The 12,559-nt window shown below is 43.3% G+C and carries 12 protein-coding genes and 1 tRNA gene; 2 read left to right on the forward strand and 11 right to left on the reverse strand.

The annotated features are described in order from the left end of the window. Positions 1 to 163 precede the first annotated feature (163 nt). Together ABO04_RS04760 and ABO04_RS04765 are read left to right on the forward strand one after the other, a co-directional pair. Entirely contained in the window at positions 164 to 1,180 is a 1,017-nt protein-coding gene (locus ABO04_RS04760) for an L-threonylcarbamoyladenylate synthase (RefSeq protein ID WP_160809556.1), read from the forward strand. Between the two features lie 11 nt (positions 1,181 to 1,191). Then, the gene (locus tag ABO04_RS04765; RefSeq protein WP_160809557.1) at positions 1,192 to 1,920 is read left to right on the forward strand and encodes an HAD family hydrolase; all 729 of its coding nucleotides are present in this window, start codon (positions 1,192 to 1,194) and stop codon (positions 1,918 to 1,920) included. On the opposite strand, the gene ABO04_RS04770 is transcribed toward ABO04_RS04765, so the two are convergent. The 11 genes from ABO04_RS04770 to thrS all read right to left on the reverse strand — a co-directional run bounded on the left by ABO04_RS04770 (position 1,903) and on the right by thrS (position 12,113). Further along, complete coding sequence (locus tag ABO04_RS04770; RefSeq protein ID WP_160809558.1) at positions 1,903 to 2,856, reverse strand: peptidoglycan DD-metalloendopeptidase family protein; 954 nt, start codon at positions 2,854 to 2,856, stop codon at positions 1,903 to 1,905. The two genes, ABO04_RS04765 and ABO04_RS04770, sit on opposite strands and share 18 nt — an antisense overlap. A 124-nt stretch (positions 2,857 to 2,980) precedes the next feature. Further along, on the reverse strand, positions 2,981 to 3,649 hold the full coding sequence (locus ABO04_RS04775; protein ID WP_160809559.1) for a protein-L-isoaspartate(D-aspartate) O-methyltransferase: 669 nt from the start codon (positions 3,647 to 3,649) through the stop codon (positions 2,981 to 2,983). A gap of 189 nt (positions 3,650 to 3,838) precedes the next feature. After that, positions 3,839 to 4,582 carry a 5'/3'-nucleotidase SurE gene (gene surE, locus ABO04_RS04780; protein WP_160809560.1) on the reverse strand — a complete coding sequence of 248 codons (744 nt, stop codon included), beginning with the start codon at positions 4,580 to 4,582 and terminating at the stop codon, positions 3,839 to 3,841. 162 nt (positions 4,583 to 4,744) lie between these two features. Then, positions 4,745 to 4,821, reverse strand: a tRNA-Pro gene (locus tag ABO04_RS04785). Positions 4,822 to 4,917: 96 nt separating this feature from the next. Beyond that, positions 4,918 to 5,226, reverse strand: a complete 309-nt coding sequence (locus ABO04_RS04790) for an integration host factor subunit alpha (protein ID WP_160809561.1) — start codon at positions 5,224 to 5,226, stop codon at positions 4,918 to 4,920. A gap of 166 nt (positions 5,227 to 5,392) precedes the next feature. Continuing rightward, on the reverse strand, positions 5,393 to 7,771 hold the full coding sequence (pheT, locus tag ABO04_RS04795) for a phenylalanine--tRNA ligase subunit beta (protein WP_160809562.1): 2,379 nt from the start codon (positions 7,769 to 7,771) through the stop codon (positions 5,393 to 5,395). 17 nt (positions 7,772 to 7,788) lie between these two features. After that, complete coding sequence (pheS, locus tag ABO04_RS04800) at positions 7,789 to 8,808, reverse strand: phenylalanine--tRNA ligase subunit alpha (RefSeq protein WP_160809563.1); 1,020 nt, start codon at positions 8,806 to 8,808, stop codon at positions 7,789 to 7,791. A gap of 87 nt (positions 8,809 to 8,895) precedes the next feature. Continuing rightward, complete coding sequence (gene rplT, locus ABO04_RS04805) at positions 8,896 to 9,255, reverse strand: 50S ribosomal protein L20 (protein WP_160809564.1); 360 nt, start codon at positions 9,253 to 9,255, stop codon at positions 8,896 to 8,898. A gap of 11 nt (positions 9,256 to 9,266) precedes the next feature. Further along, positions 9,267 to 9,464, reverse strand: coding sequence for a 50S ribosomal protein L35 (gene rpmI / locus ABO04_RS04810; RefSeq protein WP_160809565.1), 198 nt, complete (start codon positions 9,462 to 9,464; stop codon positions 9,267 to 9,269). A gap of 129 nt (positions 9,465 to 9,593) precedes the next feature. After that, on the reverse strand, positions 9,594 to 10,175 hold the full coding sequence (gene infC / locus ABO04_RS04815; protein ID WP_160809567.1) for a translation initiation factor IF-3: 582 nt from the start codon (positions 10,173 to 10,175) through the stop codon (positions 9,594 to 9,596). 30 nt (positions 10,176 to 10,205) lie between these two features. Further along, a complete protein-coding gene (gene thrS, locus ABO04_RS04820; protein ID WP_160809566.1) occupies positions 10,206 to 12,113 on the reverse strand; it encodes a threonine--tRNA ligase in 1,908 nt (635 codons plus the stop codon). Positions 12,114 to 12,559: the final 446 nt, after the last annotated feature.

The raw sequence follows: 12,559 nt of genomic DNA on the forward strand, positions 1-12,559 counted from the left end.
CTGCCAATAATCCCCTTCCAATCATCAGACTTCCTCCTCAAAATAAAATAAACCATAATGATAAAATGGGTATAAATTTTTGTATCCGATCGGATTGATAACTTAAACTTACGAAATAGGAAATATATTCTTTCTATTGCAGTTAATCTTACTAACCGATTCGATGTCCGAAAAAATTCATAACCCCCCCCCCAATCTGACAAAGGAGCAAATTACCGCAGCTGTTACAAGCTTACATAAAGGCGATGTTATCGCTTTTCCAACAGAGACTGTTTATGGGCTGGGTGCAGATATTTCTTATCCCCACGCAATTCGAAAGATATTTGATATCAAAGGCAGGCCTCCTGATCATCCACTCATAGTTCATTTCGCCAAATTAGCTGAACTCGAATTCTGGGCGGAAAACATACCGGAAACAGCATTGATACTGGCTAAGCATTTCTGGCCTGGCCCGCTAACCTTGATCCTACCCAAAAGCAAACATATTCCACTCAGCGTGACGGGAGGACAAGATACTGTCGGATTGCGCATTCCTCGACACCCAATTGCACTCAGGCTTCTGGAGGAACTTGGTAGTTATAAAGCGGTTGCCGCGCCTTCGGCTAACCGTTTCGGATTTGTCAGCCCTACATCGGCTGATCATGTAAGGAAGGAATTTGGCAGCAGTATTAATGTAATTCTCGACGGTGGAGCTTGCGAAATAGGCCTTGAAAGCACAATTGTCAGCTGTATCAACAGAGAAGTTACGATACTGCGTCCTGGTGGAATTCAGGTTTTGTCTATTGAAAAAGTACTTAAGCAGAAAGTTCTTGTCCGATCCCATAACAGTTCAATTCGAGCTCCAGGATCCTTGACATCACATTACGCAACGACCACACCACTTAAAATCTGCCAGAGCGAATCTCTCCTTTCTCACTCTTTCATCCTTTTGCAGCGAGGAATACGCACAGCAGTTATACTACGAAGCATCCACAGAGGTTTTGGCCAAGATTCGAGCGATAAACTCCACTACGTTTTTATGCCCAATGATCCAGTTGAGTTTGGAAAAGATCTGTATGCGACTCTGCGCAAACTTGATAACGAAAATTACCAACAAATTCTGGTTGAAGCACCCCCTGATAATTTAGAATGGCTGGCCGTTGCTGATCGATTGAATCGAGCCAGTCACTTCCACAAATAAATCCTAAAACAATGACTCTTTCAGCAGTTCTTTTTGACGTTGATGGCACGCTCGCAGACACCGAGCGAGATGGACACAGGATTGCTTTTAATCAAGCTTTCAATGAATTTCAACTCGACTGGCAATGGGATGTAGATCTATATGGCGTCCTACTCAAAATCACTGGCGGCAAGGAACGTATCCTTTTTTATCTGGAAAATTACGCACCCTCATTCCTTGACAGAAACAATCTTGACGAGTGGATTGCTCAAATTCATAAAGTTAAAACCGGATATTTTCTTGATCTACTAAAAAAAAGACAAATACCGCTTCGTCCCGGTGTTCAGCATCTACTAAACGAACTGCGAAGAAATAATATAAAAATTGCAATCGCCACTACAACAACGCATGAAAACGTAAGTACCTTGCTGCAGTACACGCTTGGGAATGATGCTCTTGCGTGGTTCACTGTCATAGGTGCAGGAGATATCGTTCCAAGAAAAAAGCCTGCACCCGATATTTACCATTGGGTACTTAACCAACTTGGGCTCCCAGCCGAAGAGTGTATTGCAATTGAAGATTCAGAAAACGGATTAAAATCAGCTACAGCCGCAGGAATTAAAACAATTATCACAACCAGTGAATATACTCGTCAGCAAGATTTTAGTAATGCGATTTTAGTCTTAGAAAGCATGATACAAACCCCTCATAACAAACCGCTCGATGCACAGACACTTATCAAACTATTGAGGAACAGGTAAATAGCCAAGAGGATCTACCGGCTTACCCTTTTCACGTATTTCGAAATGAAGTTTTATTACTCCACTATCAGCATTACCCATTTCAGCAATCTTCTGTCCTTTTGAAACACTCTCCCCTTCATGCACAAAGATTTTACTGTTATGCCCATAAGCACTCAAATAACTATCATTATGCTTAATGATGATCAGGTTGCCATATCCGCGTAAACCATTACCGCTATAAACTACAGTCCCCGAAGCCGATGCCAGAACTGGTTGTTTGAGACTGCCACTTATTCCCACACCTTTTGACTTTTCAGAAAATCTGCTTATTATTTTCCCATTTGTCGGCCACCCCCAATTAATACCACTCTTATTTACATTTATACTTGTTGATTCAGTACGACTGGCCTGATAAGAATCAGAATTTTTCTCAGCCAATTTCTGATCCGGCATAATCCGAGATTGATTATTCAGCTGATCGCGCGCCGAATTCGAATAAGGCAGCAAAACTCCTTTTGGCTCTGTTTTGAAAGATTCGGATGCCTTCCCCCCATCCTCAGAAACATCAGGCAATTGATACTCTGCCCCCCCCATAACCTCAGGTTGGGATATTGAGAAAAGTGCAGGTTGTGAGGGAAGGCTTTCCTGTTGGGCAGCCAATCCCGGTGCAGCAAGGGGTTGCAAATAAAGCTCTTGGCCAACCCGTAATTCCCTAGGATCTGTGATGCGGTTCATTTCAGCCAGATGATTAACATCCAAACCATGCCTGAGAGCAATGCTATACAAAGTATCGCCACTCTGTACTATGTAGACTTTCCTGTCCAGAAGATTCTTTGTACCATTATCCCCTCCATCTGGATAGCGACCAAGCTGCCGCTCAACCACTGGTGATGGATCTGGCTTTGAAACACAGGCACCCAAGAACAGGGTAAGAAATAAAAGAATTATCTGCATGAAATAGATATTTGGCCCTACGCCATCCGTTACACTAGCGTGGACGCTATAGAAAATAAGAAATTAAAAGTATTAAAACGCAGCTCACAATATGGCTACTTCTACTCCCCGAAGAAAACGTCCATTATCTGCTGATTATCCCGGGAAGAATCGGCACAAACATTACCTCATCCAGTATCATTTCAACAAAACCCTCAGCAGTATGATCAATCACACAAAGATATTGCCGCTTGTTTCCTTTCGGAAACACCATCCTGCCCCCCATTGCCAATTGCTCCAAGAGTATCTCTGGCACCTCCGGAACAACCGCAGTCATCATAATTCCATTGAATGGACCCGCTTCCGGTAATCCGCACATTCCATCAGCATGTTTCAGATGAATATTTCGAATATCCAAGTCACGCAATCGAATGCGAGTACGTGTCAACAAAGGGCCGATTCGTTCAATCGAATAGACTTCACCTGCTATCTTGGCCAGGACAGCAGTCTGATAGCCACACCCCGTTCCAATTTCCATAACTTTTCTTAAAAGATTGTCGCCACCATTCCGCAACAATTCACTCATACGGCCTACAATCCAGGGACTAGAGATTGTTTGCCCATAATTAATTGGCAATGCAACATCTTCATATGCCCGGGAGGCTAGTGCTTCTTCAACGAAAAGATGGCGTGGAATGGAACCCATGGCAGCCAACACCATTTCATCTCGGATACCCTGTTCCCTTAAACGCTCGATCATGCGGATTCGTGTCCGCGATGAAGTCATACCAATACCAGAATGGCGTACGCTCACGCACCAATTCTCCTTTATTATTTTTTCCCAGTGAAGAACTGGATCTGACTATTCCTGCTATCTTCCATAAAAACCAGTCTGATAATCCATTAGGGAAAGGGAAATAATGAGAGGCTAACCTGCTTCAGGACAAATTCCAACTTCTTCATTCTCCAAAAACACATTGATTCAGCGGATTCATGAAAACCATTAAAAAACCAGCCAATTCTTGACATAGCCAATCTGGTCGTAACGCGTCAGATCTATTTGCAGGGGTGTTAACGATACCCGGTTGTTCTGAAGGGCATGAAAATCTGTTCCCTCACTTGCGTCTTGAGCCGCGCCTGCAGCACCTACCCAATATACTGTTTCTCCTCGTGGAGTCTGGTACTTAATCACAGGCTCCGCCTTATGACGGCGACCCAAACGTGTTACCTCCACACCCTGCAATTCTTCATACGGTACATCAGGAACATTTACATTAAGTAGAACAGGAATATGAAATCTGTTATCCATAAACCGTTTCACAAGATCTAAAACAATCTTCGCTGCAGTTGGAAAGTTGCCGCGTGACATACTTACTAAAGATACTGCGATTGAAGGCAGTCCTAATAAAAAGCCCTCCGTGGCAGCAGCCACAGTACCTGAGTAAACTGTATCATCTCCCATGTTGGCACCATCATTGATTCCGGAGATTACCATATCGGGCAGCTCGTCCAACATACCGGTTACTGCAAGATGAACGCAATCTGTCGGAGTACCATTTACATAATAGAAGCCATTGTGTGATTTATGTAAACTGAGTGGGCGATCCAGCGTAAGTGAATTACTTGCCCCACTGCGATCGCGCTCCGGCGCGACAACTGTTACATCTGCAATATCTGAAAGCACCTTTGCAAGACTAGCAATGCCTGGCGCAAAATACCCATCATCATTACTGAGCAAAATGCGCATTCCTACACCCTTAAAAATAAGTAATGTGCTTAAGCACTTCGCATTCTTAGAAATGACCAGCTACTTATGCCGGATAACAAGCATGTAATAGTCACAAATATATAAAATCTGATTTTTAGCAAATCAGCCTATCGTCCGAGATGAGAAATATCTTTCCAAGACTGGTCGGGGCGAGAGGATTTGAACCTCCGACCACTTGCACCCCATGCAAGTACGCTACCAGACTGCGCTACGCCCCGTATTTTTTAATTATAACAAAACATACATTAGTACAATTATTACCCATACAGTAATAACATTTTGATAATACATTGTTTACCAATAGAGACAGTATGTCAGTTTGCGCTTGGTTCACCATGATAGTTAGCTTCTACCATAGTCTTAAGCTTTTGGCTCGCATGAAAAGTAACCACTCTTCGTGCTGAAATGGGGATTTCTTCACCAGTTTTGGGATTTCGCCCAGGACGCTGTGGCTTAGTCCTCAGTTGAAAATTGCCAAAGCCTGAAAGTTTTACACCATCACCATTTTGCAGGGCTGTACGCATTTCCTCATAGAAACATTCAACAACCTCTTTCGCTTCACGCTTATTCAGACCAATATTTTCAAATAATAAATCAGTTAACTCCGCTTTGGTTAAAGCCATATATCCACCTTTAAGTTAGAAAATAGAGTAAATGTCCTGAACCAACACCAAGATTTCATAGATTTGAGCAATCATAACAACCCCAGTAAAAAGTGGGGACTATTGTTCATGATTTCGAAGCGAATGACAGATCTAAATAGATCATCTCAGTGGATAAAACTTCTGACTATCCGCGTAGTGTTGCACCGAATTTCTGATCAAGAACACTGATCAGTCCATTTACTGCTCGATCGATTTCCTGATCTGTAAGGTTTTTTTCAGTACCTTGTAATAAAATGCGAAAAGCAAGGCTTTTCTTCCCTTGTGCTAAATTTTCACCACTATATAAATCAAACAAAGATATCTCGCTGACACTTTTATCTTTTTCTAAGTTCATTGCTTCCAATAACTCAGCCACACTGACATCCTTTCTCACTACCACCGCAATGTCACGCCGCACTGGCGGAAGTTTTGAGAGCGTTTGCACTATTGGCAGCAATTCACTAGCGAGTGCCTCTATTTTCAATTCAAATAGTACCGCAGATTGCGATAAATGATATTTTCTCTGCCAACGAGGATGAAGCTCTCCTATCCAGCCAACCGGTCTTTCTTCAATCAAAATTCTAGCTGATTTTCCTGGATGTAATGCCGGATGAACAGCTGACTCAAAACTAATATTTCTTGGCCAGAACAAGGATTCCACGTCCATTTTGATATCAAAGAAATCGACTCCCCGATCTGGAATACCCCATTGCTCCGCGTATACGCTACCCGAACAAAGAACAGCCAGATTCTCTACCTCTTTTTCCTCACTATTCACTTTGCTGAAACACGCACCTATCTCAAAAACTCTGACCCTGCTTTGTTTACGATTCAGATTAAATTGTAGATTATTGATCAACCCGCCAAAAAGGCTGCTGCGCATAACATCCATATGGCTTGCAATTGGGTTTTTCAATCTAACCGGAAAACCATTTCCGGAAAAATCTGCTTCCCATTGAGCATCTACAAATGTGTAATTGATAACTTCCTGATAATCTCTTGCCACCAGAATCTGTCGCAGTTGCTTAATTGGCGAAACACCGATTTCTGGCTCTGTCAGCATATGTATCGGCGCTTTGGGCAACAGTGCAGGAATCAAATCATATCCATGTACACGTGCAAGCTCTTCAATAAAATCTTCTTCGATCACCAAATCAAAGCGTGACGCGGGAGGGACGACATAAAACACATCCTCCGTAACAGAGTAATCGAACTGTAATCGCTGAAAATATTCAGATATCAGCTCAATGCCAAAATTTATCCCCAAGATCTTAGCTATGCGCTTCTGACGAATCTTAACTGCATCTCGTCGCGGCAAATCGTTATGGACCTCCGCTACTGGACCCGCTTCACCTCCACATATATCCAGAATGAGTGCAGTGGCACGTTCAAGTGCGCTACGCGTCATAGAGAAATCCACTCCTCGCTCGAATCGATGCAAGGAGTCCGACCCAAAACCTAATTTAAATGATTTTCCACTGATCGCAGCCGGTGAAAAAAAAGCGCTCTCAATAAAAATATTTGTTGTAGCTTCCGTCACCCCACTCTCACTGCCACCCATGATGCCGGCCAATGCCAGAGGTTTGCTGCTATCAACGATGATTAACAGATCATCCTGCAAAGCAAGACATTCACCATTTAGCAATAACAAACGCTCGTCTGCAGCCGCATAACGCACACAAATTCCCTGCCCACCCTTCTCGTCAATCTCAGCAAGATCAAAAGCATGCATCGGCTGGCCTGTTTCCAACATGACATAGTTAATCACATCAACTATCGGATTAATCAGACGCAAGCCAGCATGCACCAGATAGCGACTCATCCACAGAGGTGTTTGTACGCTGGCTACTATACCTTTGACGATGCGACCACAGTAAAGAGGACAGGATTGAGGTTCTTCAACCCGGATTTGCAGAATATCTGAAATTGCCGGAACAACGGGTGTAACTTCCGGCAGATTGAGTTGACTGGCGGTAATAGCAGCAACCTCACGAGCAATACCGAACATCCCCAGACAATCAGCTCGATTAGGTGTCAATTTCAGAGTAAAAACACTATCATCCAGCTCGTTATATTCTCTAAAATCGACACCCGTGGGCGCATTTTCCGGAAGTTCAATCAAGCCATCGGACTCACTTTCCAACCCAAGCTCTTTGGCGGAACACAACATGCCAAACGATTCAACGCCGCGTATTTTACCTTGCCGTATATTCAATTCGGGTAACCGTGCGCCAATCAGAGCACACACGGCTTTCATCCCCGGCACCACATTTCGTGCTCCACAGACAATTTGCAAAAATCCATCAGCGTGATTTCCGACATCCACCGTACATACGTTTAGCCGATCAGCATTTGCATGTTTCTGAACGGATACCACTTCCGAGACGACCACCTTGTCAAAAAAAGGAGCAACCGGTACCACACTCTCGACTTCTAATCCCGCCATAGTCAATTTGTGTGCTAGCTCTTCATCGGAGCATTGGTAATCAACTAATTTACGTAGCCAGTTCCCAGAAAATTTCATAACTACAAGTTAGCGCATTAATTAAATTGTTTCAGAAAACGCAAGTCATTCTCAAAGAATAGACGCAGGTCATTCACGCCATAACGCAACATGGTCAAGCGTTCGACACCCAGCCCGAAAGCGAATCCAATATTTTCTTCACTGTTCAAGCCAACGTGATTCATAACGTTAGGATGTACCATGCCGCATCCAAGCACCTCTAGCCAGCCAGTCTCACCACAAACCCGACAACCTTTGCCATTGCACATTACACATGCTATGTCCATTTCAGCAGAGGGTTCGGTAAAAGGAAAAAAAGAGGGACGAAATCTGACTGACAAGTTATCCTTTTCAAAAAAATTTCTCATGAATTCCACTAATACGCCCTTCAATGCAGCAAAACTGACATTTTCATCGATCCACAATCCTTCAACCTGATGGAACATTGGCGTATGGGTTACATCAGAATCACAGCGATACACTCGCCCGGGAGCAATAATCTTTATTGGTGGCCGGTGATTTTGCATATAGTGAATCTGTACCGGCGATGTATGCGTTCGCAACAGCTTCCCGCCATCAATGTAGAAAGTATCGTGCATAGCACGTGCAGGATGATTTTCGGCGATATTCAATGCCGTAAAATTATAGAAGTCTGTTTCTATTTCAGGGCCGGTAGCGATATCAAATCCAATCGAATGGAACAACGATTGGATACGTGTCAATGTCAATGTAACCGGATGCACACCGCCTAGTCCCAATCCACGCCCAGGCAAAGACACATCCAGACCTTCTTCAGCCAGGCGAGCTGACATATTTTTCTCATAGATTACATTCCGGCGTTCAGTCAAAGCATCTTCCAGCAACTTCTTCGCCTGATTAATTCGCCCTCCCATTACCGGCCGCTCTTCTGGAGCCAGTTTTCCGAGATTTTTGAGCAAAAGCGTTATTTCCCCTGCTTTGCCCAGATATCGGGCTTTGGTCTGCTCTAAGTCAACAGCATTTTCTGCCTGATTGAACAATTTTATTGCGGTACTGACCAAATCTTCCAGATTATTCATGGCAATGAAATGATCCACTCATAAGAAAGGGAGGTCGAACTAACATAGTGCAGACCTCCCCTGATAAATTTGTACACAAACTACTTTTTAGCTTGCCAGACTAGCTTTTACTTGATTGGTTATTTTCTCAAAAGCAGCTTTATCAAACACTGCCAGATCAGCCAACACCTTCCGATCAAGACCAATTCCTGATTTCTTGAGTCCATTCATAAATGTGCTATAAGTCATTCCCAACTCTCGCACTGCCGCATTGATACGCGCAATCCACAAAGCACGGAATTGTCGCTTTCTTTGCCGTCGATCACGATAAGCGTACTGACCCGCCTTCATGACAGCCTGTTTTGCAACACGATACACATTTTTTCGCCTGCCGCGATACCCCTTTGCCAGCTTAAGAATTTTTTTATGCCGTGCTCTTGCCGCTACACTTCGTTTTACTCTTGGCATTATCTATCTCCTCAAGCGTAAGGCAGCATTGCACGCACAGATGACACGTCGCTTGCATGAACAGCTACCACACCTCTCAGCTGTCGTTTATTTTTGGTTGTTTTTTTGGTAAGAATATGACGCTTAAAAGCCTGTGAACGTTTTATGCTCCCCCCGGCTCTGATTTTAAAGCGCTTTGCAGCGCTTTTTTTAGTTTTCATTTTAGGCATAAATACAATGCTTCCTTTTTAATATGAATCAAGGTGTTTCTGAGCAGAAAACTTTTAAAACCTTGATATCACTTGTTTTAAACGAACCAACACAAAATGCTCCATTACGGCAACAACAAAACTCAATCTCTAGGTTACAACTTCGCTTTTTGTATCCATCTCTGGCTGTTTGCCTGATTTAGCCGTTTTCACTTCTTTTTTTCTAGGCGCCAGAACCATCACCATCTGCCGTCCTTCTAGCCTGGGAAATTGCTCGATAATGGCATGTTCCTCAAGATCTTTCTTCACTCTTTCAAGCAACCTAATACCAAATTCCTGGTGCGCCATTTCCCTGCCACGGAATCGAAGTGTAACTTTAACCCTGTCACCATCATTGAGAAAATGTATTAAATTCCGCAACTTAATACCATAATCGCCCTCATCTGTATTGGGCCTGAGCTTAATCTCTTTTACTTGTATCTGTTTTTGTCTCAGCTTGGCATCGTGTTTCTTTTTGCTTTCCTGATAAAGATACTTTCCATAATCCATCAGCCTGCAAACAGGGGGTTCTGCACCTGGTGCAATCTCCACAAGATCTACACCCGCTTCCTCAGCCAGTTCTCTCGCATCAATCACTGGCACTACCCCCACCTGTTCACCGTTCACGCCAATCAATCGGACTTGTAATGCCGTGATTTCGTCATTAACCCTTACAGTTTTTTCTTGAGCTATGGCACCCTCCGTAAATTCATAAAAACTTAACTATACCCTTTCGACTATTTCTTTCCGAATCAAGGTAATAAAACTATCCAGAGACATCATTCCATAATCGTGATTTGATCGTCCTCTCACAGTAACGGTCTTATTTTCGACTTCCTTGTCACCAATCACTATCAGATAAGGAACCTTCTGCAAGCTATGTTCTCTGATTTTATAGCTTATTTTCTCATTTCTCAAGTCTGAGCTGACACGGATACCGTTTTGTTTAAGCTCATTTGTAATTGACTGAACATAATCAATCTGATTTCTAGAAATATTCAGCACAACCACCTGGTCCGAAGAAAGCCATAGAGGCAAAGCACCTGCATGATGCTCAATCAGAATACCGACAAAACGCTCCATGGATCCCAGAATAGCTCTATGCAACATTACCGGGATCTTCTTCGTGTTATCTTCTGCAATATATCCTGCACCCAATCTTGCCGGCATGGAAAAATCGAGTTGCAAAGTTCCACACTGCCATTTTCGGCCAAGACTATCCTTCAAAGTAAATTCTATTTTGGGGCCATAGAAGGCTCCTTCGCCTGGTTGCAGCTCCCAGTTCAATCCCTTTTGATCCAGCGCCGTAGCCAGGGCGGCTTCAGCCTTGTCCCACTGTTCTTCAGAACCGACTCTTTGAAGAGGACGAGTTGAAAGTTTTATCAGATTCTCATCGAATCCGAAATCCATATAGACCTGATTCAGCAAATCAATAAACTTGATTACCTCTTCCAGTATCTGATCTTCAGTGCAAAAGATATGGGCATCATCCTGTGTAAATGAGCGAACACGCATAAGTCCATGCAAAGCACCAGATGCCTCATTTCGATGACATGAACCAAATTCCGCTAACCGAAGTGGCAAATCACGATAACTTCTTAACCCGTGATTAAATACTTGAACATGTCCTGGACAATTCATGGGTTTAATAGCGTAATGCCTATTCTCCGATTCCGTAATGAACATATTCTCACGAAAATTTTCCCAATGTCCGGATTTTTCCCATAATGACCTATCCAGCACTTGGGGAGTACGAATCTCAACGTAGCCATTATCGGCCAGTACCTGGCGCATATATTGTTCTATCTGTTGCCAGATCACCCACCCTTTCGGATGCCAATACACCATTCCCGGAGCTTCTTCTTGCATATGAAACAGATCAAGCTGCTTTCCAAGCTTGCGATGATCACGTTTTTCCGCTTCCTCCAGACACCGGAGATAATTATTCTGCTCTTCGCTGCTTACCCATGCTGTTCCATAGATCCTTTGCAGCATCTCATTTTTTGAATCTCCTCGCCAATAAGCACCTGCTATCTTCATCAACTTAAAAACTTTGATTCGCGATGTATACGGCACATGCGGTCCGCGACACAAATCCGTGAAATCACCCTGTGAATACAGTGAAACAGGCTCATCATTTGGAATGGATGCAATTATCTGAGCCTTATAGTGCTCTCCCAGATCTTTAAAAAAACCGATTGCTTTCGAACGATCCCACACCTTCCGTTCTATCTTAAGATTTCTCCTGCTGATTTCTTGCATTCTCTTTTCTATAGCAACCAGATCTTCCGGTGTAAAAGGCCGTTCATAAGAAAAATCATAATAAAACCCATTCTCTATCACCGGCCCGATAGTAACTTGCACACTGGGAAATAATTCCTTTACGGCATGCGCTAGTAAATGAGCACAAGAATGGCGAATGATTTCCAGACCTTCAGGATCCTTATTCGTAATCAACACCAAATCACTGTCAGCTTCGATCGGTTCCGATAAATCCACCAACTTCCCATTCAACTTTCCTGCCAGTGCCGCACGCGCAAGTCCGGGACCAATTGATTCAGCAACATCGAGCACCGTCACAGGATAATCAAATACTTTGTCTGCACCATCCGACAAACGAACAACCGTCACTTATTTACCTCATAACTTGAACAAATATACAAACCAGTTATTCTTGAATTCTTGTTACTTGAGCCTATATACAATCTCATTTTGGGTGAGAGCACCTCGCAATCCCTGCTAAAAAATCTTCCTATCATCATCTCTATCAGAGATAGTCTATTTATTCTTGATATGATCTCTGTTTCAATAACTCAAGCTCATTTATAAATTTATAAGCAACAAAAAAACCCGCGAAGCCTTCAAAACCAGTCTCCGCGGGTCCTAGTTTACATCAATAAGATAGCGTAATTACATTGCGCTTACTCATCATCGTCGTCATTGTTGCTATCTACATCGGAATCAGAATCGCTGGCAGCATCTTCAGTTTCTTCTACGTCGACTTCGACCTCGACTTCTTCCTCGTCATCATCCGCATCATCTGCATCATCTGCATCGTCGTCGCCATCGTCACCATC

The organism is Nitrosomonas sp. HPC101 (assembly GCF_009833125.1).
Classification (GTDB): Bacteria; Pseudomonadota; Gammaproteobacteria; order Burkholderiales; family Nitrosomonadaceae; genus Nitrosomonas.

Excerpts from the sequence above, each read along its gene's own strand:
- pheS (WP_160809563.1), bottom strand. The coding sequence starts at position 8,808 with ATGAATAATCTGGAAGATTTGGTCAGTACCGCAATAAAATTGTTCAAT.
- ABO04_RS04770 (WP_160809558.1), bottom strand. The coding sequence starts at position 2,856 with ATGCAGATAATTCTTTTATTTCTTACCCTGTTCTTGGGTGCCTGTGTT.
- rpmI (WP_160809565.1), bottom strand. The coding sequence starts at position 9,464 with ATGCCTAAAATGAAAACTAAAAAAAGCGCTGCAAAGCGCTTTAAAATC.
- ABO04_RS04765 (WP_160809557.1), top strand. The coding sequence starts at position 1,192 with ATGACTCTTTCAGCAGTTCTTTTTGACGTTGATGGCACGCTCGCAGAC.
- surE (WP_160809560.1), bottom strand. The coding sequence starts at position 4,582 with ATGCGCATTTTGCTCAGTAATGATGATGGGTATTTTGCGCCAGGCATT.
- rplT (WP_160809564.1), bottom strand. The coding sequence starts at position 9,255 with ATGCCAAGAGTAAAACGAAGTGTAGCGGCAAGAGCACGGCATAAAAAA.
- ABO04_RS04760 (WP_160809556.1), top strand. The coding sequence starts at position 164 with ATGTCCGAAAAAATTCATAACCCCCCCCCCAATCTGACAAAGGAGCAA.
- pheT (WP_160809562.1), bottom strand. The coding sequence starts at position 7,771 with ATGAAATTTTCTGGGAACTGGCTACGTAAATTAGTTGATTACCAATGC.
- ABO04_RS04790 (WP_160809561.1), bottom strand. The coding sequence starts at position 5,226 with ATGGCTTTAACCAAAGCGGAGTTAACTGATTTATTATTTGAAAATATT.